General features: G+C 36.3%; 29 protein-coding genes and 1 pseudogene. 10 read left to right on the forward strand and 20 right to left on the reverse strand.

From position 1 onward, the window contains the following. The first annotated feature begins 39 nt into the window (after positions 1-39). Positions 40-474 carry a S8 family serine peptidase gene (locus BkAM31D_RS12875; RefSeq protein ID WP_085449798.1) on the forward strand — a complete coding sequence of 145 codons (435 nt, stop codon included), beginning with the start codon at positions 40-42 and terminating at the stop codon, positions 472-474. Positions 475-536: 62 nt separating this feature from the next. Next, positions 537-1250, forward strand: coding sequence for a S8 family serine peptidase (locus tag BkAM31D_RS12880; protein WP_180319877.1), 714 nt, complete (start codon positions 537-539; stop codon positions 1248-1250). Between the two features lie 335 nt (positions 1251-1585). Here the strand turns inward: BkAM31D_RS12880 and BkAM31D_RS12885 are convergent, their stop codons facing one another. From BkAM31D_RS12885 to BkAM31D_RS12895, 3 genes are all read right to left on the reverse strand, one after another. Beyond that, a complete protein-coding gene (locus tag BkAM31D_RS12885; protein ID WP_066149897.1) occupies positions 1586-2254 on the reverse strand; it encodes a CAP domain-containing protein in 669 nt (222 codons plus the stop codon). Between the two features lie 330 nt (positions 2255-2584). Continuing rightward, the gene (locus BkAM31D_RS12890) at positions 2585-3151 is read right to left on the reverse strand and encodes a peroxiredoxin family protein (RefSeq protein ID WP_306807393.1); all 567 of its coding nucleotides are present in this window, start codon (positions 3149-3151) and stop codon (positions 2585-2587) included. Between the two features lie 50 nt (positions 3152-3201). Further along, entirely contained in the window at positions 3202-3855 is a 654-nt protein-coding gene (locus tag BkAM31D_RS12895; protein ID WP_066149900.1) for a prolipoprotein diacylglyceryl transferase, read from the reverse strand. Positions 3856-4321: 466 nt separating this feature from the next. Here BkAM31D_RS12895 and BkAM31D_RS12900 point away from each other — a divergent pair, with 466 nt between their 5' ends. Together BkAM31D_RS12900 and BkAM31D_RS12905 are read left to right on the forward strand one after the other, a co-directional pair. Next, positions 4322-5236 (forward strand): 3'-5' exonuclease, encoded by a 915-nt coding sequence (locus BkAM31D_RS12900; RefSeq protein ID WP_066149904.1) that lies wholly within the window; start codon positions 4322-4324, stop codon positions 5234-5236. A 420-nt stretch (positions 5237-5656) separates the two neighbouring features. After that, a complete protein-coding gene (locus tag BkAM31D_RS12905) occupies positions 5657-6079 on the forward strand; it encodes a hypothetical protein (RefSeq protein ID WP_066149907.1) in 423 nt (140 codons plus the stop codon). A 19-nt stretch (positions 6080-6098) separates the two neighbouring features. On the opposite strand, the gene megL is transcribed toward BkAM31D_RS12905, so the two are convergent. Continuing rightward, entirely contained in the window at positions 6099-7289 is a 1191-nt protein-coding gene (megL, locus tag BkAM31D_RS12910; protein WP_066149910.1) for a methionine gamma-lyase, read from the reverse strand. A gap of 361 nt (positions 7290-7650) precedes the next feature. On the opposite strand from megL, the gene BkAM31D_RS12915 reads away from it, so the two are divergent. Continuing rightward, positions 7651-8016: a hypothetical protein gene (locus tag BkAM31D_RS12915; protein ID WP_066149913.1), complete on the forward strand. Its 366-nt coding sequence runs from the start codon at positions 7651-7653 to the stop codon at positions 8014-8016. A 135-nt stretch (positions 8017-8151) separates the two neighbouring features. After that, positions 8152-8370: a hypothetical protein gene (locus BkAM31D_RS12920; RefSeq protein WP_066149915.1), complete on the forward strand. Its 219-nt coding sequence runs from the start codon at positions 8152-8154 to the stop codon at positions 8368-8370. A 90-nt stretch (positions 8371-8460) separates the two neighbouring features. Here BkAM31D_RS12920 and BkAM31D_RS12925 read toward each other — a convergent pair whose 3' ends face one another. The 3 genes from BkAM31D_RS12925 to BkAM31D_RS12935 all read right to left on the reverse strand — a co-directional run bounded on the left by BkAM31D_RS12925 (position 8461) and on the right by BkAM31D_RS12935 (position 10615). Next, entirely contained in the window at positions 8461-8667 is a 207-nt protein-coding gene (locus BkAM31D_RS12925; protein WP_066149918.1) for a CDGSH iron-sulfur domain-containing protein, read from the reverse strand. Between the two features lie 20 nt (positions 8668-8687). Further along, positions 8688-9632 (reverse strand): alpha/beta hydrolase, encoded by a 945-nt coding sequence (locus tag BkAM31D_RS12930; protein ID WP_066149921.1) that lies wholly within the window; start codon positions 9630-9632, stop codon positions 8688-8690. 77 nt (positions 9633-9709) lie between these two features. Further along, complete coding sequence (locus BkAM31D_RS12935) at positions 9710-10615, reverse strand: phosphatase PAP2 family protein (protein WP_066149924.1); 906 nt, start codon at positions 10613-10615, stop codon at positions 9710-9712. 178 nt (positions 10616-10793) lie between these two features. Here BkAM31D_RS12935 and BkAM31D_RS12940 point away from each other — a divergent pair, with 178 nt between their 5' ends. Next, complete coding sequence (locus tag BkAM31D_RS12940) at positions 10794-10883, forward strand: YjcZ family sporulation protein (protein ID WP_066149926.1); 90 nt, start codon at positions 10794-10796, stop codon at positions 10881-10883. A 156-nt stretch (positions 10884-11039) separates the two neighbouring features. Here BkAM31D_RS12940 and ykzS read toward each other — a convergent pair whose 3' ends face one another. After that, entirely contained in the window at positions 11040-11234 is a 195-nt protein-coding gene (gene ykzS / locus BkAM31D_RS12945) for a protein YkzS (RefSeq protein ID WP_066149930.1), read from the reverse strand. Positions 11235-11340: 106 nt separating this feature from the next. Here ykzS and BkAM31D_RS12950 point away from each other — a divergent pair, with 106 nt between their 5' ends. After that, the gene (locus tag BkAM31D_RS12950) at positions 11341-11736 is read left to right on the forward strand and encodes a GNAT family N-acetyltransferase (RefSeq protein ID WP_066149933.1); all 396 of its coding nucleotides are present in this window, start codon (positions 11341-11343) and stop codon (positions 11734-11736) included. Positions 11737-11814: 78 nt separating this feature from the next. Here the strand turns inward: BkAM31D_RS12950 and ald are convergent. Together ald and BkAM31D_RS12960 are read right to left on the reverse strand one after the other, a co-directional pair. Next, positions 11815-12935: pseudogene (gene ald, locus BkAM31D_RS12955) on the reverse strand (alanine dehydrogenase). Between the two features lie 144 nt (positions 12936-13079). After that, positions 13080-13499 carry a hypothetical protein gene (locus BkAM31D_RS12960; RefSeq protein ID WP_066149939.1) on the reverse strand — a complete coding sequence of 140 codons (420 nt, stop codon included), beginning with the start codon at positions 13497-13499 and terminating at the stop codon, positions 13080-13082. Positions 13500-13622: 123 nt separating this feature from the next. On the opposite strand from BkAM31D_RS12960, the gene BkAM31D_RS12965 reads away from it, so the two are divergent. Next, positions 13623-14054, forward strand: coding sequence for a DUF2621 family protein (locus tag BkAM31D_RS12965; protein ID WP_371807160.1), 432 nt, complete (start codon positions 13623-13625; stop codon positions 14052-14054). Between the two features lie 80 nt (positions 14055-14134). Here the strand turns inward: BkAM31D_RS12965 and BkAM31D_RS12970 are convergent, their stop codons facing one another. From BkAM31D_RS12970 to BkAM31D_RS13010, 9 genes are all read right to left on the reverse strand, one after another. Further along, positions 14135-14641 (reverse strand): CcdC family protein, encoded by a 507-nt coding sequence (locus BkAM31D_RS12970; protein ID WP_084371978.1) that lies wholly within the window; start codon positions 14639-14641, stop codon positions 14135-14137. Positions 14642-14945: 304 nt separating this feature from the next. Then, positions 14946-16736 (reverse strand): ABC transporter ATP-binding protein, encoded by a 1791-nt coding sequence (locus tag BkAM31D_RS12975; protein WP_066149941.1) that lies wholly within the window; start codon positions 16734-16736, stop codon positions 14946-14948. After that, positions 16726-18489 carry an ABC transporter transmembrane domain-containing protein gene (locus BkAM31D_RS12980; RefSeq protein ID WP_066151088.1) on the reverse strand — a complete coding sequence of 588 codons (1764 nt, stop codon included), beginning with the start codon at positions 18487-18489 and terminating at the stop codon, positions 16726-16728. The genes BkAM31D_RS12975 and BkAM31D_RS12980 overlap by 11 nt, the downstream gene beginning before the upstream one ends. 355 nt (positions 18490-18844) lie before the next feature. Continuing rightward, complete coding sequence (locus BkAM31D_RS12985) at positions 18845-19060, reverse strand: YneF family protein (RefSeq protein WP_066149944.1); 216 nt, start codon at positions 19058-19060, stop codon at positions 18845-18847. A 123-nt stretch (positions 19061-19183) separates the two neighbouring features. Beyond that, positions 19184-19639, reverse strand: a complete 456-nt coding sequence (gene sirA / locus BkAM31D_RS12990; protein ID WP_066149947.1) for a sporulation inhibitor of replication protein SirA — start codon at positions 19637-19639, stop codon at positions 19184-19186. 176 nt (positions 19640-19815) lie between these two features. Continuing rightward, positions 19816-21813, reverse strand: coding sequence for a transketolase (tkt, locus tag BkAM31D_RS12995; RefSeq protein WP_066149950.1), 1998 nt, complete (start codon positions 21811-21813; stop codon positions 19816-19818). Between the two features lie 162 nt (positions 21814-21975). Then, positions 21976-22215, reverse strand: coding sequence for a DUF896 domain-containing protein (locus BkAM31D_RS13000; protein ID WP_066149954.1), 240 nt, complete (start codon positions 22213-22215; stop codon positions 21976-21978). A gap of 67 nt (positions 22216-22282) precedes the next feature. After that, positions 22283-22936, reverse strand: coding sequence for a YneB family resolvase-like protein (locus BkAM31D_RS13005; RefSeq protein WP_066149957.1), 654 nt, complete (start codon positions 22934-22936; stop codon positions 22283-22285). Beyond that, positions 22929-23144: a hypothetical protein gene (locus BkAM31D_RS13010; protein ID WP_066149960.1), complete on the reverse strand. Its 216-nt coding sequence runs from the start codon at positions 23142-23144 to the stop codon at positions 22929-22931. Before BkAM31D_RS13010 ends, BkAM31D_RS13005 begins: the two co-directional genes overlap by 8 nt. A 152-nt stretch (positions 23145-23296) precedes the next feature. Here BkAM31D_RS13010 and lexA point away from each other — a divergent pair, with 152 nt between their 5' ends. Beyond that, positions 23297-23920, forward strand: a complete 624-nt coding sequence (gene lexA, locus BkAM31D_RS13015; protein WP_066149963.1) for a transcriptional repressor LexA — start codon at positions 23297-23299, stop codon at positions 23918-23920. 414 nt (positions 23921-24334) lie between these two features. On the opposite strand, the gene BkAM31D_RS13020 is transcribed toward lexA, so the two are convergent. Then, entirely contained in the window at positions 24335-24562 is a 228-nt protein-coding gene (locus BkAM31D_RS13020; RefSeq protein ID WP_066149965.1) for a phage holin, read from the reverse strand. Between the last annotated feature and the right edge of the window lie 167 nt (positions 24563-24729).

Here is a 24729-nt window from a genome sequence, read left to right on the forward strand (position 1 = left end):
TAGATTAATATAAACTTATTAATAAAGGAGATGAGCTTCATGGCTACAATGAAGCAACTAATCGTTGGCTTTAAGCCCAGGACAAGAAGGTCTGATTGTTTGAAGTTACACAAGAAGATGAAGACTAGACTTATTAATGAAATTAAAGAAATGGGGATACATGTTGTCACAGTACCAAATAACGAGTTGAGATCGTGCCTTTCCAATTATGCCTCCTCTCGAGATGTCCTATTTGTAGAGGAAGATCACCTGATCCAAGTTGAACCGGTTACGAATACGACAGCATTATCTTCATTGGAAAAAGTAAGAAGCACTGTTGCTACGAACGATCCATTATTAGAAAGCCAATGGGGATTAGCAATTGTTAACGCACAAGGAGCATGGGAGTTGGCACGTGTTTCTCCTATCTCAGCTAGGATTGCTATTCTTGATACAGGTGTTAATCATGATCATCCAGACTTGAGGGAAAGATAGTTCATGAAGCTAACTTCTCAAACTCGCAAACAGCGCGAGATGTTTATGGACATGGCACTCATGTGGCAGGCATTGCTGCAACCGTAACGAACAACGAAAACGGAATCGCAGGGATGAGTTATAATTCGGCTGCTATTATGAATATAAAAGTTTTAGGAGACTCAGGAGGCGGGACGCTCAGTAATGTCGCCGAGGGAATCATTTACGCCACAAATCAAGGAGCTCATGTCATCAACCTGAGTCTAGGTTCACAGACTAGTAACGAAACGCTTAGAAGTGCGATTAATTATGCATATAATAATGGAGTATTACTTGTAGGGGCAGCAGGCAATAACGGTGCAGACACCCCACATTTTCCAGCAGCATTTGAACAAGTACTCGCGGTAGCCGCCGTAAACCAAAGCAATGAAATTGCACCATTCTCTAACTATGGGCCCTGGGTGGAAGTGGCTGCACCAGGGAATGAGATTCTATCAACCTTTCCTCAACAGACAGGAGAACCTATGACGGGCTATAGAGTGGCATCAGGTACGTCACAAGCCGCTCCTTTTATTAGTGGGCTAGCAGGTTTAATTAAAGCGACGAACCCCGTCTTAACGAATGGGCAAATCAGATCGATCATTCAGCGCTCTGCAATTAGAACCATTTCAGGAGGAACAATTCGTTTTGGAAGAATCGATGCTATGAGAGCCATTCAGCTCACTCGAGATGCTATAAGTCAACGGCAAATACACAACTTTCCACCTGTATGGTTGAATACTAAAAACGCTAACTGAAGAAACAATCTTAAACAATTAGGAGATTTCCATATAAATGGAAGTCTTCTGTTTTAAATGGAACCATCGAACGTCAACTCCTAACACTCGAATAAAAAATGGTATATGTTAACGGATGAACAGATTTTTTTCACTTCACACTCGTTACAACAATTCTCCTTATTCGACGGTTTAGGATCCGAGCATTTTTAGGAAAGAGCACAATGCTCTAGAGACTTTCTTTTAAGATTAAAAAGATACTTAAAAAAAGGCCATTACGTTGACGTAAGGCCTTAAGAAATAAACGACTTCTTTAGTTTAAAGTTTTTTCTATAAGTAATCTTTCAACACTTTAATTAATCTTTAAATAGCTGGACAAACATTTTTCCGTATGGTCCACCTTCAACGATACCGATCCCTACTTCACCAAACTCCGAACTGAGAATATTCGCTCTATGGCCATCAGAATTCATTAATGCTTGATGTGCTGCTTCCACTGTCTGATTTCCTGCTAGATTTTCTCCAGCTGTGCGATAGCTTACATTAAATTGAGTTAACATATCAAAAGGTGATCCGTATGTTGGCGATTGATGGGAAAAGTATTGATTATCAATCATATCTTGTGCTTTCACTCTAGCAACTTCCGTTAATTGTTCATTAACTTCTAAAGGAGATAAGCCCTGCTCAACTCTTTCTTGATTAACTAGATCAATCATTTGCTGTTCTTCTTGTGTTACATCTGTTTGCTGCTCTTCATCTGTTACAGGCTTCTCTATCTGGCTCGTAGAACCAGCTTCAGATTCAGCTTCCTCAACAACAACCTCACCTTGTTTGTTTTTCAGTTCATTAAATTGGTTTACATATGATTGAAATAATTCGTTATACCATTTTTCTACTTTCTCTTGATCAAAATCACTCACATGAAATGTTTTAACTTGAATTTTTTCACTTGCTTCAACTTGTCCACTGAAATTTACAGCAACTAAAGAAGAAACAAGAAAAGCTGTTACGACTAATTTTTTCATTTTTTTCCCTCCTAAGGAATGTTTTGTTGATGACACTTCTCTTAAAATGTAACATGTATGCATCATCATCTCATTGGAAAAAAATTCATTAAGAGGAAATAAAGAAACTGTTCCTTTTCACTATTTATCTTGTCCGAAACTGCTATTAGTACTGGAATAACTACCTTATAAACCATTCACTTCTACTAGTTTATCATTTCCAATTTTGATAAATAGTCGTTAATCTTATAGATTTATTGACAGTTCGTAATAATCTTGTAAAAAGAGGTCGTAAGCACTGGTATAATCAAGAAAACTCAATTGATTCTATTTAGTTACATAACAAGTTCTTCAATTCATATCATTAATCATTGATTCAATCATTTCGTATGACATAGGTCCAATCATTTTATTTTGAATGATTCCTTGAGTATCAATCATGTAAGTTGTTGGAATTGAATAAGCTTGATACATTGCTCCAATGTCACCATCTACATCTAAAAATACTGGAAAGGTTAACTTAAACTCATCATATACAAATGGTGTAACGTCTTTCGAATTTCTCTCTTGAGTTGTTAGATTTACAGCTAATATTGTCACTCCCTCATCTTTATAGCGCTCATAAAAATCTTGCATGTGCGGCATTTCTGCACGACAAGGCGGGCACCACGTTGCCCACAAGTTTAGAATGACCTTCTCTCCTTTGAAGTCAGAAAGTTTTAATGATTGACCCTCTATCGTCTCTAATTCAAAGTCCGGGGCCAGATTACCTTGCTTAATTCCTACTTCTAGGCCTTCTATCGTTATTTCGGTAATAAAATCTTTTGAAGGTTCTCGTCTTTGATCTATAATTCCCCATCCAATTAAGCCAATTAGAAATAAGATCACAATAAAATTCTTCTTATTTTTCAACTTCAATCGCCCTTCCTTTTAAAATAAAATAAAAAACCTTGCTCCAATAACAGAAATTAATGCTTCTCATTAATTTTGAATTGCAAAACCAATAGAAAAAGTGCCACTAAGATAAAGAAAATTTGAATAGAATTAAAGCCGAAATAAATAGCTGTAGAATGAGCAAAAAACTGTAAAAAGAGTTGTCCTAAACTGTAAATGAACATGACTGTTAAGATCTTCTCTGATTGAAACTCCTTGCTCTTAAGCAAGAGAACGATCAATAGAGTCGACAAAAAAACTTGTCCAGAATAATAGAAGACATTATCTGCCAATAAAGGAATAACATAAACGTTCACAGTCGCTAGCCATCCAATCAGCAAGAGCTCGGCATAGTATTGAAATTTAACGTTTTGCTTAGAGGATTGAACGTAAATATAGATTAGTCCAATAACAATTCCAAGCAAGATTCCCCTAAAACCACCATCAAAATAGATAATTCCAACTGGATAAGAAAGGGCATATGATGGATAAAACAGAACATAACTTATCTTCCAAACAATAAATCCGTAAAATACTCCATTAAAAATCACTTCTAACAATAATTTTCTATGAAAATTTGTTTTCCTCAAACGAACACTTATTAATACATATGCAGCTAAAAGTGATAATCCAATAACAATCCACCTTATCGGGATACGAAAAGGTCCTAACATAACAAAATCTTCCATACCTATCCCCCTTCTAAAAATTTTGAACACCACAAAAATAAAAGACGAAAACCGGTAATTTTCGTCTCATGATTCTCATCTTACTAAAAGTCATGTACGATAACTCACATTTAGAAAATTGAAAGGACAACACCCGTTATCGTATAAAGAATAAAAATAGCTCCTACCAGGAACCAAAGGTATACAGCAGGTCATATAGGCGAACTTGTTTTTCCTATTTTACCTTCTGTATCTTCCTTGACACTTCACTGGTTATTTGTACAGTTTTTTTCATTTTCATTAATCATTTAAATAACCTCCTTTCTTCTATACTCTATTAGGTATATTTTATACATATAAGGGTATATAGTCAATCGACACTCATTTCGTAATCATAATGTTCAAACTTATAATTGGAATCCATTACCTCTTTTCAATACGTTTTGTTTGTCTTATAATTGCCTGTTGAAAGGAGGAAAAAAATACAATGACTAGACAAGTCAAACAATATATTTTTTTCGATTTTGAGATGCTCTGTTCAAAAGATGGAATGAGTTTTGAATCAATGGAAGCAATTCGCTTAGGAGCAGTGAAATACGATTTAGCCACAGAAGAAATTACTACTTTTGACCGATATATTAAACCAGTTTCAACTAAGCCTTTAAGTAATTTCTGTAAAGAGCTAACTGGAATTCGTGACGAGGATTTAGTTACAGAAGCTTCTTTCGATATAGTTTTCCAAGAATTTCTCACTTGGATAGGTGGTGTAAAAAAATCCCGCTTTTTTTCTTGGTCACCAAGTGATTTATCTCGTTTAAAGATAGATGCAAAAGCACACAACATTTCATGTAAAACGATAAAGAAAATTGAAATGAGATATGTTGATTTTCAAGAAATCTTTACGAAACGCGTATCAAAAACGAATGCATCTGTTGAATCTGCCTTGCAATTATACGGTTTACATTTCATCGGAGCAAAGCATAATCCGATGTACGATGCCTTCAATACATTGCGAATCTATTTAACTTTCTTACATCAACCTCTAGCAACCGATTTAATTATGCTTAGAACTTTCATTTTTGAAGATGGTGATTTGTTAATAGAACGAATCAATACAGAGCTTCATCAAAAGCTTAGCGAAGACCTTTCTTCTCTTTTTTCACAAGGTGATGTTTACAAAATGAAAGACGCTACTAAACTAGTTAAAAAGGCAAGAAATCTTGTAAAGAAATACAATAATATCTTAATTAACCGTTCAAAATTATTTAATAAAGAAAACTTAACATTAGTCGAACATTTAATCGAATTCTATCAAGAACTCGTACATGTTTATGAAGAGCACAGAAAATACTCTTCTAAAATTATCATTCTTGATCAATCATTTTCACATTCAATAAGTTAAAAAACTCGAAGCGAGGATGAAAATCTTCCTTCATACATAAAAAAAGTAAATAAAAAAACACCGCTTCAATACGGCGTCTTAATGAACTAGTAAGTGACGATATTCTATACAACATTGGGCGCAACCATTCCATGAATATACCTCTATTTGTTTTTCCAGGCATTTGGAACATATTGTACTTTCACAGTAAGGACATTCTTTTTGAACACTTCCTTCTTTACAACTTCCACAGTCAGCACAACGATTCACCGCCATACAATCCCTCCCTATCTAATGAAATATATGGGAAAGTGCAACATAAAAGACCTAAGCGCTAGTCGAAATATTTTAATTGATCCATCTCTATTTCTCTTTTTAATCTTATGTTTAGTTAATTATTCACCTGTCAAAGCTACTAAGAAAAAGGTTTAAGGAGGTTATATGTTTTCTTTAAGAGGAGATGCACATAAATTTTACTTAAAACTGAAAAAAGAAGCTGAACGCGGTATTGATATAAGCAAAAAGAAAGAAATACAAGAATTAGACCAGATTCGCCGTTTTTATAAAGGCATTGATACAACACTATTAATAAATATTAACTATTGGATTAGGAAAGAGAAAAGTGGATCAGGATTAATCCCTATTCTTATTACAGCTATACCTTGGATTCTCTTTATATTTAGTAAACAAGTTCAGGCTATCTTTCATCATGATGATCATTACTTATGGTTAGTTGTTGTCCTCCTATACATTTTTGCCGTCACTCTTAGTGTCGTTATTCATTTTAAAGAGCGTGCATGGGCAACTCTACACGCTCAAATCATTGAAGATATATTGACAATCAGAAAGCAACTAGAAAAGTGAAAGTCCAACTCTAAAGCATTCATGTAATATCATTTAATGCTTGCTCTAAATCAGCCCATATATCTTCCCATGCCTCTAAGCCAACAGATAAGCGGAGCAATTGATCAGAGATGTCCATTTCTTCTCGAACACTCTTAGGAACAACCGCATGTGTCATAGATGCCGGGTGTTGAATTAAGCTTTCAGGATCACCTAAACTAACAGCAATTTTGATTAACTGCAAACGATTAACCACTTTTACAGTGTCTTCAAACGTTCCTTTGACTTCAAAAGAAATTAGGCCTCCTCCTTTTTTCATTTGTCTTTGCATAATCGCATAATCGCTTTGTTGCTTTTGCCCAGGATAATATACGGCTTTGATTTTGGGATGAAACCTTAATTTATCGGCAAGTTGCTCTGCGGAATCACAATGGCGGTCCATTCGTATAGCTAATGTTTTTAATCCTCGTATTAAAAGCCACGCATCAAAAGGAGAAAGAATTCCACCTAAATCCTTTTGAGTCGATTTCCTAATTTCATTAACAGTCTCTTCTTTTCCTACAATGACTCCAGCGACTACATCACCATGCCCCCCAATATACTTCGTAGCACTATGAACAACCAAATCACAGCCAATTGATAGAGGTTGTTGCAAATAAGGTGTAGAGAAAGTGTTGTCGACAATGACAGTTATACCTTTTTCTTTTGCAATGCTCGTAACTAATTGCAAATCGATTAATTTCATCGTCGGATTGATTGGTGTTTCGATATAAATGCATGTTGTTTCATCTTGGATATTAGCTATAATTTCTTCTTTTGTTTGCAGCGTAGAAAACGTGTAATTAATACTATATTTTTCCTTTAACATATCAAGCAGACCGAATGTACAGCCATATACTCCTTTTGAACACAATATATGATCATTTGCTTTTGTCGTACTCATAATAGAGGCTGATACAGCTGCCATACCAGAAGAAAAGGCCAAAGCTCTTTCACCCTCTTCTAGATTTGCCATTTTTTCCTCCAATATCGAAACAGTAGGATTAGCCAGTCTAGAATAGATATAACCATCTTCTTGACCAGCAAATCGACCGGCTCCTTGTTCAATTGAAGAAAACGTAAATGTTGATGTTTGGTAAATGGGTGGACTTAAACTATCAAAATGTTGCTTAGGATTATAGCCAGAGTGAATAACCTTCGTTTCAAAACGTGTTTTATGATCCATTTTCATCCTTCACTCCCTTCAGGTAAGCGCTTTCTATATTGTTTCCATTTTAACTGCAATAAAGAAGACTTCCAATCAAATTGCTTCAAGAATTAAGATAATGATTGCAGCAATTGCAGAGCCAATGACACCTGCTGTTAATAAAGGCTTCAACAAATTGAATCTAGTCATATTTGCCCTTCCCCCTTATGCTCCATATATTGCTTCCTATTAATTTATATGTACAACTCTCATGTATTAAAACAACTATTGAATGATTTCGGAAAAGTCGATCCGACCGTATCTCCTATTACCAATTTTTAAAATTGATTGAGGTTCTTTTAATCTGTTAAAATAGATAGATATTTCTAGTTAAGGAGGACTCTTATTGTTTAAAGGGAAAGCGTTTTGCGAAGCGCATATACAATTATTTTCTAAAAAAGGTGATCCGGAAGATCGCTTGTTGCAGCGAGTTAAGGCAATTTCTACTTACATGAGCCCAACGGTGAGAGTAACACACGTAACAACTCTGCAATCGAAACTAGATGAATATGGTAATCCAATGAAATCATTATCGGTTCGAGCAGAAGTGCTTGTTAAGTATGATCCATATATTACTCATTTAAATGATTATAGAGTAAAAGCATGCACAATTTTACGTGATCAACTTCCACGAGCAGGTGCAATTATGGCTCATTCCATTGATACATATAGCCCTTTAAGAGAACATGGATTCACTAGTGGAAGCCGTTAATATTATATAACGGTTCTTTTAAGAATTGAGTGCCTATTATCTCTTTATTCTTTTCATATATTTCCTTGGCACTGCGCACTCATACTCCGCATTCGCATAAGATATAGCATCTTTACATGAACGGAGAGATGAGTTATGGCGAAAAAAACAAACAAGAAAAAAGCAACTCCTAAAATTTCAGCGAATGAAAAGTATCAATTTACAATGAGAATGGTTACTTCTGACACATGCTTCTCTTGTAAGAGCCAATGCGCCAGAGGACTCGATTATTTAGAAAAAATGAGCACACCTGGTGCAATCGGAAAAGGAGTACCGTGTATTCTAACAAAGGGGCGGGCAGTCGGAAAAAGATAAGCTTCAACATACAGGCGTTGCATACAGCAACGCCTGTTTCTGTTTCAGTTTCTTGCTGCTCTCTCCATCAAAGGATCCTTTATTCTTCATCTAGGCTCTTGGTGCGCTTTCAAATCCAATTGCTTTATGTGTGCCATCACAGAATGGCTTATTTTTTGATGCACCACATCGACACAAAGAGAAAGTAGGTTTTGTTGTAAATACATTTCCTTCTCCATCAACAAGCTCAATATCTCCTTTAACTCGAAACGAACCATTGTCATTAACTTTAATAACGACTTTTTGCTTTTCATTCATTTAGGTCACCCCTATATATATTATTCATTTTTTGCCACTTTATATAACTGTTTATTAATCCATTCACAAAGATGTTTGATTACCTCATGATTGTTCATTTCATTTAGCATTTCGTGTCGTCCCTTATGATAAAATCGGTAATCAACGTGATTAAGATGATGCCTTTTCAATTGATCTATTACCTTTTTTATTCCTTTTGTATGTTCTCCAACAGGATCATCTGCTCCACTAAAAAAGTAAAATGGCAATGTTTTATTTATTTTTTCTACTTCAGAATCTAGATGAATTAAATCAAGCCCTTTTAATACATCATAAAACAAGCCAATTGTCGGGATAAAGCCGCATTTAGGATCATCGATGTATTTTCTAACTTCATTTTGATTAGTTGACAACCAATCAAAATCGGTCATTTTAGGTGAGATTTTTTTATTGTAATTCTGAAAGATTAAACGATTGATTAAGTGTCCCTCTGACTTTTTACTTCGTTTTTTCATTTGCTTTTCAGCGATTTTCACTAACGTTTTCCCTTTATAACCAGGATGTCCACCTGTCCCTGATAACAAAACTCCATCAACACACCCATCATATCGTTGGACAAAACGCCGGACAAAAAAGGATCCCATGCTGTGACCTAATAAAAATACAGGGAGGTCCGGATGGTTAAGGTGAATAAATTCATTAATTTCTTTTAAATCTGTAACAGCTCTTTCAAACCCGTTTTCATCTGACAAATGACCAAGTAGTCCGTTTCTCTCCACTGTTCTTCCATGACCGCGGTGATCATGTGCGTACACAATCATTTTGCAAGCTGCTAATTGCTCAGCAGTGCGTTGATAACGTTCACTATGCTCTGCCATCCCATGCGCTAGCTGGATAATTGCTTTTGGTGCAATCGTTTCATCTTGCCAACTCCAAAGATACACTTCATGCCCATCTGATAGCGGAATCCAACTTTCTCGTTTCATAACATGCCCCCTTTCGAAGAAAAAGAGATCACTTATTAAGTGATCTCTTTGATGTCTCATTCTATTCATATCTTCACTTACACAGAAACATTCCCTTTCATCAACTGAATATCTTTATTGGTTTCATATATTCCTAACTTTACAAACATATAAGGCGCACCGAGCAGCCCCCACAAACCTATACAACTATAGCGAATAAAGTCAAAAACAATGTGTTCAGGGAATATAAATTTCAATCCAATCTGAAGTGCAAATAAACCAATGATTCCAATAGCGTAAGCACTTATTTTCTTTACTGTCCGATTACTAATTAGCATATTGACCTTCTGCCCTTCAATCAAATAACCAATTCCTGCCCCTAATAAAAAGCCTGCATATTTTGCTCCTTCCTCTTCTGGGAAAAAGGCTACAAAGAATAAAGGTATAAGTATAGCTAATGACCATTGTGCTTTTGCAGGGATAGTGGAAAGAAAATGCTGAATGCGAATAGCCACTATTAAAATAAAAACAGCTATCATGATTCCTGCGATAACATCCGTTGGCCAGTGTAGGCCCGTATATATCCTCGAAAACGAGATGAGAAGAATTAAACAGACGGCAAAGACCCAAAAAGTTGGACGCGATATTAAATAAGCCAAATATCCCCACAAAGTGGTTGAGCCTTGTGCGTGTCCGCTTGGAAAGGAATCATTCGGGTAATGACTCCCTACTTCAGCAGAGGAAATAAAAAGCGAATGAACACCTTCGACTCCAATCGGACGCTGAATCGCATATGTAATTTTTAAGAAAGCATTAATTGTTACAGAAACTAAAAAGATATAAAATAGTCGAAAACCAGCTTGCTTTTGTACACACCAGTAGATAATGGGAACAATTAAAAAATAAAATTCCTCATTGCCCAAAAAGGTTAAGATTGCTGCAATGCTGTCTAACATAGGGTGTTGATTCTCGGTAAGCGTTCTTAGAAACTCTGCTTGATTCATATAAATCCTCCAAAAAAAATAAAATAAGATCCATTATTAGTTCTATATAAAAAAGAAGAACCCTTCCTCCCTACAAAATTGGTCGAATTTTGTATCATAACTAATTAAATTAACAATCACCATTTCTTTCTTCAAGCATACGTATAAGGTGTAGCAATTTAGCAGAGGAGGAATTTCAATGTCTCACTTTACAGGAGCTAATAGCTTTATTCTGATTGTCGTGTTATTCATTTTGCTAGTAATTGTAGGGTCTGCCTATATTGCATAGAGGTTCAAAACGCCCACTCCTAAAAATCACAATAGGAGCGGGCGTTTCCCCTTATTACATTTCATTAAAAAACAAGTACCCATTTACCAAGAACAGGTACTTGCCTTAAAAAATATATACCCTATCTGTATGAACAAACCTTCATTATTATCACTATTATTTTGTCCATCCTGGCTCATATGTATAAATTGTTTGTCCTCCATGCTGTGCATTCCCTCGAAAGTCGATGGCATCTTCCTGTTGTAAAAGTATGACACGAAATGTATGGAAGTCTGCTTTTGATACGAGATATGATTCAATTTCTTTATTCCGTAGCTGTTGCAAGAGTAGAGATACTTCTTCTTTTTCCATTTTTTTCTTCCTTTCAATAAAATAAGTAGAGATGATTGATCATTAAGACAACTCATAGTACGATCAATGTATTAATTTATTTTAACAAAGAGTTGGAGGGCTTCCTATGGTTACATACAAAGTAAATGAACGAATTACAGCAGAACAAATGGCTGATCTGTTCAAGGACTCTGGAATAAAGCGGCCTATAGATGACTTACCAAGGCTAGAAAAGATGATAGACCAAGCAGATTTATTAATCACAGCATGGGAAAATGATGAATTAATAGGTCTTGCTCGCTCTCTCACAGATTTTTCTTATTGCTGTTATTTGTCTGATCTTGCTGTTCGCTTTAACTATCAAAAGCAAGGAGTCGGAAAGACACTTTTTGAACAAACTCACATTGCTATTGGCGAACAATGTAATCTTGTTCTCCTCTCAGCACCAGATGCGATCGATTATTACCCTAAAATAGGGATGGATCAAGCAAATAACGCCTTTTTAATTAAAAGGAGCCAATAATGAAGTGAAAAGAAACAGCCAAGAAAAAGGGGTGTGAAATCTCCTCACCCCCGATCATTAAGCACGTTTATAGCACTGTTACATCTGTTCCAATACATTTTTCGCTGGTACATATGGATAACTAAGATCAGTAGCGACTGCTTCATATGTGACTAAGCCAGCTCCTGTATTTAAACCAAGTTGTAAAGATTGATTTTCTAAAAGTGCCTGCTTCAACCCTTTATTAGCTATTTGCAAAGCATAAGGGATTGTAACATTCGTTAGAGCAATCGTTGAAGTCCGTGGAACAGCTCCAGGCATGTTTGCGACAGCATAGTGAAAAACATCGTGCTTTCTGTATGTTGGCTCATCATGGGTTGTAATCCTGTCAACTGTTTCAAAAATACCACCTTGATCAATCGCAACATCGACTACAACAGAACCTGGTTTCATTGATTGGATCATTTCCTCTGTAACAAGTTTTGGTGCTTTGGCACCCGGGATCAATACAGCCCCAATGACTAAATCAGATTCTGCAACTGCATCTGCAATATTGAGGGGTTAGACATTAATGTTTGAATATCTGTTCCATAAAGATCATCTAATTGGCGCAAACGATCCGGACTCAAGTCAATAATTGTCACATCTGCTCCAAGCCCCATGGCAACTTTAGCAGCATTCGTCCCAACTACCCCACCACCAATTACCGTTACTTTTCCACGCTTAACACCCGGAACCCCTGATAAGAGAATCCCCTTACCACCTTTTGTCTTTTCTAGGAATTGTGCACCAATTTGTGCTGCCATTCTACCCGCAACTTCACTCATCGGTGTCAGCAATGGAAGTGTTCTTCCAACTTGAACAGTTTCATAAGCAATTGCGTTCACTTTTTTATCTACTAACGCTTTAGTTAACTCAGGTTCTGCCGCTAAATGCAAATAGGTGAATAAGATTAACCCTTCACGGAAATGCCGATATTCAGATGGAAGTGGCTCCTTTACTTTCATAACCATATCAGCTTTTTGCCATATAACAGAAGGATCAACTTCTATTTCTGCTCCCGCTTGAATATAGGCAATATCATCGAATCCGCTACCTAATCCGGCATCTTGTTCCATTATTACTTGGTGTCCAGCTTGCACTAATGTCATGACACTAGCAGGAGTCATTGCGACACGATTCTCATTGTTTTTAATTTCTTTTGGTACTCCAATTAACATGTCAAATCCTCCTTATTTATCCATCCTATTATTAATAGTATAGACACTTTATCTTCACTTGACATTGTTAACAAAACAAAACCTCATTAAAAACATTTGTGTATTTTCACAATAGCACCTGATTTTTTTCAACTATAAGCTGCGTTATATGTACATGACGATCTTCATTAAAAACATTGATAAAATAGAAATCATTAATAGGAAGCTATACAGACGTAATTTTGCTATTTCATCCTTTGCATCTTGATTTCCACCTAATCTCTCTAAAATAACTCGAACCATCTTAGCAGTCATTCCTAAAAATGCACTTAAAGCAAGCCAAATGAGGACAACAATCATAAACCAGATCGTAAACCATTGCGTTGTCATAAGAAAACCTGAGACAATCGCAATCACTACACCACCATGAGCAGCCCATATGACCTTTTTATAGATTTTCAATAAAAGTTGAAATCTACCAGGCTCGTCCAATAAACTCCCTTTGATTAAGAACGGAAAAGGAATTAATAAAAAGAATAAGACAGAGACAAGCATATGAAACGCATAACTAATTAAATAACTCATTTTTTATTCACCTCAACTATTAATCATACCATTCTATGACTTTTAATGGAATCTAGTTGTTCTGTTAGCGAGTTGAATACTTTTATGGTAGGATAATAAGGAAGAAAAGCAGAGGTGAGGATTATGCCTACTTGGTTTATGTGGTTCATTGTCTTATGGACTATTTTTTTAATAACGGTGATGTTCATTGGTGGCTATTTTATGTTTAGAAAGTTTCTAAAGCGGCTCCCTAAAGAAGACGGCAAATCAATTCTTGATTGGCAAGACTATTATATTGAAAAGACACTACACCTTTGGAAAGATGAACAGCGCGAATTATTAAATGATCTCGTAGAACCCGTTCCTGAACTATTTCGTGATGTAGCAAAAGGGAAAATAGCAGGCAAAATAGGTGAACTAGCTTATAATGACAAAATTGAGGAATTAACACTTGATTATATTATCCGCGGCTATATATTAGCTACGCCCAAGCGTGACCATAAATTCCTTAAGAAAAAGCTGAAAGAAAAAAACATTGACATGAGCCCGTATCAAGATTTACTAGAAACATCATAGGCAATACAAAGAAAAGAGGTTGTAAAAAAGGGTTAATAAGGCCTTTTCTACAACCTCTTTTCTGCTAAATCCTTCTATACTTAAGGATTTAGCGTTACAGCATTGGATTTCACCTTTGTTTGAAGTTCTTTTTCTATTTTTTTGAAACTGACATACATAGATATCCGCCATGGAATAATCATGCCATATGCAAGTAAAAAGAACATACCCGCTAGCTCTTCAATGTTAATAGCATCTCCAATGATTAATTTAAATAAAATTCTCGCAAGCAGTAAGCCAACTAATATAAAGGCAAATGCTTTTGATCTTTTTAAATATATTTGCTGCTCTTTAATTTCAAATTTGGATGTTTTAATTAATAGAACAGAAAATATGATTCCGACCGCAACAGCTTCGATTACTTGTATGAACGCCGGTCTTGCTGGCTCGTATAAAAACATTAAAAACCCAGTAGACATCGCGATTGGTGGAATAATAATCTTTCGTACAGAAGCTGGTTTCTTTGTTGCCCTTAATCGAAGGATAAGCGCAAAGGTTGCCATCACAACAGCTCCAATTGACGTGATCCAGACATAGATGTCGTTCAAGCTGTTCACCCCTTTCTCTTTTACGCGGTGAAGGTGTTTTCTCTATTAAAGATACAGGAAAGCTTATCCTCTTTCAATTAAATTACATTATAACTGTTTTATTTGAAATTCGAATCATGACATCTTAGTGGAGGAACTATATGTAGATCATGCTAGATCAAAAGACAAGGGTAAGGCTCCACAGTGCATTAGCACGAGGAGCCTCACCAGCTGTTCGCGGAAAGCGAATTGTATTCCGAAAGCGATACTAACACCTATTACGTTCAGTTTCTTTAATAAAAAAACTCATTTGTCCCAGCTTCTTTTACAGTTGAGCCTGTTCTAACTCAGCCCCTTTTTGAAGCAAATACATCTTATGATACAAACCTTTAAGTTGAAGGAGTTCCATATGAGTTCCCTTTTCCATAATCTCTCCTTTATGAAGCACTATAATTTGATCGGCATCTTTGATCGTTGATAAACGATGAGCAATCGCAATCGTCGTACGACCATTAGCCATCCTTTTTAATGTATCTTGTATCGCTTCTTCCGTCTCTGTATCGACATTCGCTGTTGCTTCATCTAGAATTAATACTTTGGGATTTGAAACAATCGTTCGAGCAAATGAAAGTAGTTGTCTTTGACCACTAGAAAAAGTCGATCCTCTTTCTGTCACCTCAGCTTGATAGGTATTAGGTAATTTTTCAATAAACTCATTCGCCCTGACAAATTGTGCCGCATCTTTTAACTGTTGATCCGTTAAATGATCTCGGTTTAATCGAATATTACTAGAAATAGTACCGGTATAAAGAAAGGGATCTTGCAAAACGAGACCGATGTTCTCTCTTAATTCCTTATTAGAAAATGTTTCAAGTGGCTGACCATCGATCGTAATCTGTCCACGGTCGAGCTCGTAAAACCTCATTAATACATTAATAATTGAACTTTTTCCACTACCAGTGTGACCAACTAACGCAACAGTCTCACCGTTTTTCACCGTGAATGAGATATTTCTCAAGACATCGCTCTTACCATCATAAGAAAAAGAAACATCCTTAAATTCAATCTCGCCGTTATGAATAGAAGGTGAGTACTCACCCTGCTGCAAAGGAGCATATTCTTTATAATCCATTAGTTTGAATACACGTCCTCCTGAAACAATCGCCTGCTGAAACAATGACAAACGCATCATCATTTGATTGACCGGTTCAAAGAAACGATCTATATAATTGACAAAAGCATATAATACACCGATTTCAACTGGACCAATAAAAGATGTGATCCCAAAAAAGCTTAAAATTAAAATGAGTGCCATAATTGAGATTAAATCAACTGCTGGTCTTAAAAGCAAACCATCGAGCTTCATCGTTTTCATACCAGCTTGTAAATGCTCTTCGTTTACCTCACTAAATTCTTTACGTAACCTACGCTCCTGACGAAACATTTGTACAATGGACATTCCTTGAATTGTTTCATTCATCTTTGAATTTAACACACTTAATTTCTCACTCATATCCGCATACAAGCGCGAGCTAATTTTTCGATACCATTGCATCAGCCCAAAGATTAGCGGTAATAACACAATACAGAAAAGAGCCAGCGTTGGGTTCAAATAAAACATTGCAATAAAAATCCCAATTAAAAACAAGATATTTTGAACAAAATTCGCTAGTACTGTAAGGTAGAATTCCTTAATGGACTCTGTATCATTGGTGATTCTAGAAATTAATGCTCCAGCTGGTGTTTGATCAAAGAATTTTAATCCTTGACGTTCCACATTAGTAAACACATCCACCCGTAATTCTTGAACAAGTTTCAAGGAGATTTTTTGAAACATATAGGCTTGAAAGTAATTAATGACGACAGAGCTCAAATGCAAACCAATGTAAAAGATCGCTAACCATAATAACGGTTCGAATGGAAATTGACGTGGCGTTAAATAATCATCAATAAAGATCTTAATTAAAATTGGACCTACCAGTTCAGCTGCTGTTGCAACAATTAGGAGAAAAAAGGCAACGAGTAATGATTTAATATGATTTTTTGTATAACTAAGCAAACGTTTAAGTATCGTACGCTGCTCCTTATTCGTTAAAACTTGATCCTTATGTTGCATTACGCCGCCCTCCTTGTTCCACTAACTCTTCTAACTGTTGATGTTCATACATTCTTTGATACCATCCTTCATTTTCCATTAAATCAGAATGTGTACCACGCTCAACAATTTTACCTTGATCAAGTACGAGAATAAGATCTGCATGCTTTATTGCACTTAAACGATGAGCTGTAATAATTGTCGTTTTGCCTGATCTATTTTGACGGAGAGCATCTAATATCGTCTCCTCAGTTTTCGCATCAACAGCCGAGAGAGAATCATCCAAAATTAAAATATTCGGATTAGGCAGAAGCGCTCGTGCAATCGAAATTCTTTGCTTTTGACCGCCTGATAAAGTAACTCCACGTTCTCCTACAATCGTTGCATAACCTTCTGGAAAGCCAATAATATCATCATGGATGGAAGCTAGTTTACAACTATCAATAACTTCATTCATGGACGCTTCCGGTTTTGCAAATGCTACATTATCGGCTATTGTAGCTGAAAACAAAAAGTGGTCTTGCGGCACATGTCCAAATGTCTTTTTTAAATCATCGAGTCGATACTCATGCACCTGTTTAGCTCCTATTTTGATAACGCCATTAGAAAGGTCATATTCACGTTGAAGTATTCGAATTAAGGTTGATTTCCCACTTCCGGTTTTCCCAACAATTCCAAGCGTCTTTCCTTGTTCTAATTTAAAAGCAATATCGGTAAGTGTAGCTTTTTCACTGCCTGGATACGTAAAATGATCAATTTCCACTGTTACATCACCGGTTACGTTCTCGTTTGTTGCTACCTCATGATCTGTTATGTCCTGCTTTTCAGATAATAAAGCAGATATACGATCATTTGAAGCCCTCCCCCGTTCGACAATATTAAATAACCACCCAAAGGCCAACATAGGCCAAATTAACAATCCTAAATAGATGGTAAAGCTAGTCAGCTGACCAATCGTTAATTCACCACCAATGACAAACCTTGCGCCAAATACGATCGCTAAAAAGTATGAAACTCCAACAATTAAGGAAATCGTAGGATCAAACAGTGCATCAATCTTCGCGACTGCTACATTCTTATCTACAACTTCTTGAGATTTTGCTTTAAATCGTTTGATCTCATCCTGTTCCTGTCCGAATGTTTTGGCTACTCTAACCCCTGTTATACTTTCCTGCACATTATCATTCAATTGAGAAAACGCTGACTGTGCATGATGAAAACGCTTGTGTAATAAAGTTCCATAATAACTAGTTAAATACGCCATAAATGGCATGGGAATTAAACAAATAAGAGTCAGTTTCCAACTAATTGTCGTTGCCATCGTAATAATCACAAAGCTCCCCATTGTTAAAGAATCAACTAATGTCAAAACACCTTGACCAGCTGTCATTTGGACGGCCCGAATATCATTCGTCGCATGAGCCATTAAGTCTCCTGTACGGTGACGCTGATAAAAACGTTGAGACATCTTAGTAAAGTGCACATATAAACGATTACGTAACAGCCTTGCTAACCTAATGGAAGCACCAAAAATCATTATCCTCCATACATAGCGGAGAACATACGTTAGTAACCCAACTACTAACAACACAACGATCCACATTAACAATATACTTCCTGTTAGAGTTTCAAGTACAATGTGATCGACAATGACACCTACAATTAATGGTGGGACAAGAGTAAAAAGAGAAACAAATGCTAAAATAACGATTCCAATTCCATATGCCTTTTTTTCCTGAGAAAAGAACCACCAAAGATCTTTAAATACACTCACAAACTCTTCACCTTTCTTAAGCTCGCAACCAACCATTGTAACCTCTGCCCAGCAATGAAAATGAACTTTTAGTACTACTGGGTTATTTCAATTGATTCTAGTACAGTTGCACTTAATTTATATTTTTACCATGATTAAATAAATGGGACCAACTACTTATCAAATAGCTTTTTATCTAGAGTTATACACTTTCTAAATCTATGCACACACCACACCGTTCGACAACAGTTAATGGCCATACGGTAATTCGGCATTTCCCTTTGTAAACCCTTTAATCTCCTGAAAAAATTTCGATTCCCGGAACATAAGCCACAGAAAAAACACCTCAACTGACTGAGGTGCTTATCCGTCTAAATTATTTAGATTGTTGCTTTTGCATAGCTTTCATCATTTGATTAATTTTCTTTTGAGATGGGTTTTGTCCCATTTGCATCATCATGACGCGTAGCATTTGTTCATTAAACGGTGGGTTCTTCTTCAAATAAGACATCATCGTCTTACGTGCTATAAAGAAGCCAATTGCGACACCGGCTAAAACAGCTATTGTATACCCAAGAATATGAATCCACATAAGTCCAACGTCCTCCTTCGTGCTAACTAAACCTGACCCGTATAATCCGAATCAACCTTATCTATTATATCTTAATGACAAGCGATTTAAAAGCACTTAAGAAAAATATCATTTTATTTGGAATTAGACTTGATTGGTTTTAAGGATATCTTCTTGTTTTAGCGGTTTTAACCAACCAAAACGATGATCTTCTAATGAACAAGCAAAAAAGGAAGGTTCGCACTTTCTTAAAATTTCAAAAAAGATTGTTTCTACATCAAAAGAACCCTCCGCCGTTACATAAAGCGCATCAGAACTAATTACAAGCTCTGCTTTGGAATCTCTTTCTTGTATTTCAATAACATGTGTATTTTTCTTTCTTCGATATCCATCATTCTTGGTCAAATCTTGCTTTACTTTTTGTTGTAAGAGCAGAGTTGGAATAGGCTTAGTGATGTATTCAATTTGTTTTCGGATGATTTGCTTCTGTGGTCCCTTCGCCTTCTCATGTTCAAGAAATAAATAAAACAGCTTTGATTCCTGTCCGTAATATTGACGAGCAACATCTTCTTCAATAATATAGATTTCATAATGCCTCATCAAGGACACCCTCTCATACTTTATATTTTCTCTATTATACGAAAAGTCTATTAAAATGATTGTCTTAAAAAGGAGCAGATTCCCACTAGTTTTGTCGAACAACAAAATTGATAGACGAAACGAATAAAAAATGACTCAATCCAACACTTGTGGTAGTTGGATTGAGTCATTTGAATTTATTTTTGTAATAGTACTTTTACTTTGGCAACAATGTTGTCAACTGTAAATCCGTACTCTTCCATAATTTTTTCACCAGGTGCAGAAGCTCCGAATTGATCGATTGCTACTACGTCCCCGTGATCTCCTACATATTTCGCCCATCCTAAAGAAGAACCCATTTCAATACCTAGACGAACTTTGACATTAGGCGAGATCACTTCGTCTTTATAAGATTGTGGTTGTTTCTCAAAAAGATCCCAGCTTGGCATACTGATAACATTTGTATGAATGCCCTCTTTCTCTAATACAGCTTGTGCTTCAACTGCTAGAGGGACCTCTGAACCAGAAGCAAGTAATAATGCATCTACTTCTCCACTTGATTTCGAAGCAATATAAGCACCATTCTTCACGCCTTCATATGCTAATTCTTTTGTTTGCTCTAATGTTTTTAAGTTTTGACGAGTTAAAACAAGAGCTGTTGGTGTATCCTTGCTTTCAATTGCTACTTTCCAAGCAGCTGCTGTCTCGTTACTATCTCCAGGACGAATAACAGATAATCCTGGCATTGCTCGCAATGCAGCCAGTTGCTCGACAGGTTCATGAGTAGGTCCATCTTCTCCAACAGCAATACTATCATGAGTGAAAACATAAATGACAGGTAATTTCATTAATGCCGCTAGACGAATAGCTGGGCGTAAGTAATCAGAGAAAACAAAGAATGTTGCTCCAAAGACTTTTAAGCCTCCATGAAGAGCCATTCCATTAATAGCAGCTCCCATAGCGAACTCACGAACACCAAACCAAATGTTACGTCCTTCATAATGGTCACGTGAAAAATCTCCAAGTCCTTTCATGTACGTTTTATTTGAGCCAGCTAAATCAGCTGAACCACCAAATACTTCTGGTACTGAATTAGCAAGAGCATTCAACACTTCACCAGAAGAAGAGCGAGTCGCAACACTTGAACCTGCTTCATAAACAGGAACTTCTGAGTCCCAACCTTCAGGTAACTCACCAGCAGTCGCTCTTTCAAATTGCGCTGCAAGCTCTGGATACTCTTCTTTATATTGTGCAAATAATTGATTCCATTCTTGTTCTTTTTTCTCGCCCTCTGCTTTTACTGCAGCGAAAAACTCACGTACCTCAGCCGGAATATGGAAATCTTCTTCATGAGCCCATTCATAAGCTGATTTAGTTAGCTTTACTTCATCTTTGCCAAGTGGAGCACCGTGAGATGCAGACTTTCCAGATTTATTTGGAGAACCAAAGCCAATAACCGTTTTCACTTCAATTAACGTTGGACGTTCGTCCTGCTTTGCTGCTGCAATTGCTTGTCCTATTTCTTCAAGGTTATTACCATCTTCTACACGAATAACCTGCCAACCATAAGCTTTATAACGCTCTTCTACATTCTCAGAGAACGAAAGATGCAAATCACCATCAAGAGAAATATCGTTTGAATCATATAAAACAATTAGGCGACCTAGTTTCAGATGCGCTGCTAATGAAGCGGCCTCTGCGGATACACCTTCCATTAAGTCACCGTCTCCACAAATAGAATATGTATAATGATCTACTACTTCATAATTTTCTTTATTATATGTAGACGCTAAATGACGTTCTGCCATAGCCATCCCAACAGCCATCGCTACACCTTGACCAAGCGGGCCAGTAGTTGCTTCTACACCTGGTGTATGGCCGTACTCTGGGTGTCCTGGTGTTTTGCTTCCCCATTGACGGAATGATTGTAAGTCATTAATTGATAAATCGTATCCTGTTAAATGTAGCAAACTATATAGAAGCATTGAGCCATGACCTGCTGATAAAACAAAACGATCACGGTTAGCCCAATCAGGGTTGGATGGATTATGATTCATAAATTTAGTCCATAAGCTGAGGGCCATAGGAGCAGCACCCATTGGCATACCCGGATGTCCAGAATTTGCTTTTTCAATACTATCAATTGATAGTGTTCTTATCGTGTTTACAGCTAACTGTTCTACTTGATTCGTCATACTTTCTTCTACCTACCTTCCAAATTAGCTTAATCTAAATGCTATGTTTATATCTTATACTTTATCCTTTTTTCTTACAAGCATTCAGAAAGAACTTGAAGAAAAAATGGCTCAAGTTGATGTACACTTGAGCCATTAATGATTATTCTATAAACGTATTGTCTAATGCATATGCTTATTTTTGTTTTTCTTGCTTTCCTTAAGTGCATCTGGCGTAACATCGTTTCCATTTTCATCAACGACTGTAACATTATGGAGCTGATTTTTGAAAGAATTTCGAAAAGTGTCCAAATACTCTTTTCTTAATGTCTGTTGCTCTTTCTCTTCTTGCTTCGTTAGTCCAGTTGATTTGGCACGCTTAGATAACTCATTAATTCTATTTATTTTCTCTTTTGATAGCATACATTGCACCTACTTTCAACAACATTCATTTTCCTACTTTACAGCAATGATCTATCGTTTTCAACTATTATGTCTCACGTTCCATTCGTTTTCTATGATCTAAATAACGCCTATGCACTGTTGCTTTTGAAACTTCATAACCAAAACCTCTTAAAGTGGCAGCAATATCGTGAAATGTTAATTCCATTTTTCTAAGTCTTACGATTTCTTCAATTGGTACTTCCTTCTTTGTCCGTCCTGCCCCTGCCTTGTTCGATAAGTTTTTCTCAGGGCGAAAACCGTTTTGAACAGCCGTTTTCATGCCTCTTTTTATTTTACTATTATGTATTTTACGCTGAAACTCTTCTACGATTGAAACAATATTAAGGACCATCTCATCTGCCTCTGAAAGAGTCAATTCACCACCATCTTGCACCGTTAAAACCTTTGTACCATTTTTCCTTAACTGGTGTAGCAATGCAGTCTTTGCATGTCCTCTTCCTAGTCTTGTATCATCTTGAACTAACAAAAAATCAACATCTTCTTTGGATGATATTGTTAAAATCTCAAGCATTCCTTCTCGATCAACGTCATACCCACTTGCTTTTTCCTCTATAATATCGACAATATTAATTTCAAATTGTTCCGCTAATGCAGTTAATTCAGTTGCCTGCCTTTTAAGAGAGGATTCTTGGTCGCTTTTTTCTGTACTAACTCGACAATAAATTATGCCTTTATTCATGTTCATCCTCCACTGTCTCTACTACAGCATAAAAGGGTTCTGTTATTTCTTCTTGCTCAGCAACTACGTCTTGTATAATTGGTTCTTCTATATTATCAATCACTTCCTGCATAGGAGCAGAAATGATAATCGTTACGTACATAAACATTAACACACAAAGAGCAGAAAAAATAATAAAAATTTCTTGACCTGTAAATCGTCTAATCACTGTAATTCACCTCGACAGAATGTTTGTTCGTTTTTTTATTTTAATGCGAACACTCGTTTGTGTCAACACTAATTTTAGAACTAACGTTTGCGTTACATATGTTCGCATGATACAATTTAAATAATTAGAAAAGTAAAAGTGAGGTGAGGGAAGTGTCAAAACTATCAAAGCGTCAGCTCGAAATACTAGATTTTATAAAAATTGAAGTAAAGAAGAAAGGGTACCCGCCCTCTGTACGAGAAATTGGAGAGGCAGTTGGACTTGCTTCAAGTTCAACCGTTCATGGACACCTCTCACGTTTAGAGAAAAAAGGCTACATACGTAGAGATCCTACAAAACCAAGAGCAATTGAAGTGTTAGATTTAGAGGAGGACACAATTGTTCAGCCTGATCGAAAGACTACATACGTTCCTGTTCTAGGTAAAGTAACAGCAGGTTTGCCGATTACAGCCATTGAAAACATTGAAGATTATTTACCTTTACCAGAGCATCTTGTTTCAGACGATAAAGCTTACGTCTTAATCATCCAAGGTGACAGTATGATTGAAGCTGGTATTTTTGATGGAGATATGGTTATTGTTCGTCAACAGCAAACGGCCAACAATGGTGACATTATCGTGGCAATGACAGAAGAAAACGAAGCTACTGTTAAGCGCTTTTTCCGTGAAAAGGATTACATTCGATTGCAACCAGAAAATGCAACAATGGATCCAATTTTACTAAAAGAAGTTACTGTTCTAGGTAAAGTAATTGGTGTGTTCCGTACACTTCATTAATATTGAAATTTCTTAAATAAATGTAAAAACATGCTAGTAGTACAAACAAAGATCATGGTTTGTACTACTATTTTTTTATACTAGTACTCACCAGCCGCCCGCAGAAAGCAAAGTATATTTTCGTAATGGATGCTTTGCATCAATCGTTGTTACGGTCCGATTTTTCGTTAGAAAAACTCTATTATCCGGCCTCTTTTTTCAAAAAATGGATTGAAATGTACGATTTTTCAATAAAAGTAATAGAATTTGATTATTTTGGTTATTCTACACCTAACATGGTATGTACTTATCACCCCACGAGAAAACACCTACACCATGTTAAAGGGTGACTTAAAAGCATCATTACAAATAAGCGAACAAAATAAACTACGATTATCGCTTCATTATTTTTGGGCTTTTGGTCATCCCTTTTGACTAATGTAACTTATGCTTCTTTAACACCTCTTTTTGCTTTATACCCTTCTTGCTAAGATAATTATTTTTCCAACCAGCCCATATAAAATAAACTCCCGACAAGATTGCTACTACGTCATTGACAAACTGCTCTGAGATTGTTTGATATCCCAATAAATTTAAGACTGCATTCACGACTGCTAGAATTAAAAAAGCAAACCGTGACATTGACGCTACATCTCGTTCCATTTTTTCCCCTCCCACTACTGTTCTTTCCCTCTCCTTAATGCTAGTCTATGATTGTCCTTGTTAAACATGACGAATAACCCTCAACATCAATAGTGTCAAGGGTTCTTTCTTCTTATAGTTCTGCATGTACTGGTCACGTCGCCACGGATGTACTTGCAATCTAAACA

The organism is Halalkalibacter krulwichiae (assembly GCF_002109385.1).
GTDB lineage: Bacteria > Bacillota > Bacilli > Bacillales > Bacillaceae_D > Halalkalibacter > Halalkalibacter krulwichiae.

What these genes read in the sequence shown, in the direction of transcription:
- BkAM31D_RS12930 (WP_066149921.1), bottom strand. Translation starts at nt 9,632, where the DNA reads ATGAAACGAGAAAGTTGGATTCCGCTATCAGATGGGCATGAAGTGTAT.
- BkAM31D_RS12925 (WP_066149918.1), bottom strand. Translation starts at nt 8,667, where the DNA reads ATGAATGAAAAGCAAAAAGTCGTTATTAAAGTTAATGACAATGGTTCG.
- megL (WP_066149910.1), bottom strand. Translation starts at nt 7,289, where the DNA reads ATGAAAATGGATCATAAAACACGTTTTGAAACGAAGGTTATTCACTCT.
- BkAM31D_RS12965 (WP_371807160.1), top strand. Translation starts at nt 13,623, where the DNA reads ATGCCTACTTGGTTTATGTGGTTCATTGTCTTATGGACTATTTTTTTA.
- BkAM31D_RS12975 (WP_066149941.1), bottom strand. Translation starts at nt 16,736, where the DNA reads ATGCAACATAAGGATCAAGTTTTAACGAATAAGGAGCAGCGTACGATA.
- BkAM31D_RS12920 (WP_066149915.1), top strand. Translation starts at nt 8,152, where the DNA reads ATGGCGAAAAAAACAAACAAGAAAAAAGCAACTCCTAAAATTTCAGCG.
- BkAM31D_RS13020 (WP_066149965.1), bottom strand. Translation starts at nt 24,562, where the DNA reads ATGGAACGAGATGTAGCGTCAATGTCACGGTTTGCTTTTTTAATTCTA.
- tkt (WP_066149950.1), bottom strand. Translation starts at nt 21,813, where the DNA reads ATGACGAATCAAGTAGAACAGTTAGCTGTAAACACGATAAGAACACTA.
- ykzS (WP_066149930.1), bottom strand. Translation starts at nt 11,234, where the DNA reads ATGGAAAAAGAAGAAGTATCTCTACTCTTGCAACAGCTACGGAATAAA.
- BkAM31D_RS12895 (WP_066149900.1), bottom strand. Translation starts at nt 3,855, where the DNA reads ATGGAAGATTTTGTTATGTTAGGACCTTTTCGTATCCCGATAAGGTGG.
- sirA (WP_066149947.1), bottom strand. Translation starts at nt 19,639, where the DNA reads ATGAGGCATTATGAAATCTATATTATTGAAGAAGATGTTGCTCGTCAA.
- BkAM31D_RS12960 (WP_066149939.1), bottom strand. Translation starts at nt 13,499, where the DNA reads ATGAGTTATTTAATTAGTTATGCGTTTCATATGCTTGTCTCTGTCTTA.
- BkAM31D_RS12950 (WP_066149933.1), top strand. Translation starts at nt 11,341, where the DNA reads ATGGTTACATACAAAGTAAATGAACGAATTACAGCAGAACAAATGGCT.
- BkAM31D_RS13005 (WP_066149957.1), bottom strand. Translation starts at nt 22,936, where the DNA reads ATGAATAAAGGCATAATTTATTGTCGAGTTAGTACAGAAAAAAGCGAC.
- BkAM31D_RS12905 (WP_066149907.1), top strand. Translation starts at nt 5,657, where the DNA reads ATGTTTTCTTTAAGAGGAGATGCACATAAATTTTACTTAAAACTGAAA.
- BkAM31D_RS12985 (WP_066149944.1), bottom strand. Translation starts at nt 19,060, where the DNA reads ATGTGGATTCATATTCTTGGGTATACAATAGCTGTTTTAGCCGGTGTC.
- BkAM31D_RS12885 (WP_066149897.1), bottom strand. Translation starts at nt 2,254, where the DNA reads ATGAAAAAATTAGTCGTAACAGCTTTTCTTGTTTCTTCTTTAGTTGCT.
- BkAM31D_RS12940 (WP_066149926.1), top strand. Translation starts at nt 10,794, where the DNA reads ATGTCTCACTTTACAGGAGCTAATAGCTTTATTCTGATTGTCGTGTTA.
- BkAM31D_RS13000 (WP_066149954.1), bottom strand. Translation starts at nt 22,215, where the DNA reads ATGCTATCAAAAGAGAAAATAAATAGAATTAATGAGTTATCTAAGCGT.
- BkAM31D_RS12900 (WP_066149904.1), top strand. Translation starts at nt 4,322, where the DNA reads ATGACTAGACAAGTCAAACAATATATTTTTTTCGATTTTGAGATGCTC.
- BkAM31D_RS12935 (WP_066149924.1), bottom strand. Translation starts at nt 10,615, where the DNA reads ATGAATCAAGCAGAGTTTCTAAGAACGCTTACCGAGAATCAACACCCT.
- BkAM31D_RS12875 (WP_085449798.1), top strand. Translation starts at nt 40, where the DNA reads ATGGCTACAATGAAGCAACTAATCGTTGGCTTTAAGCCCAGGACAAGA.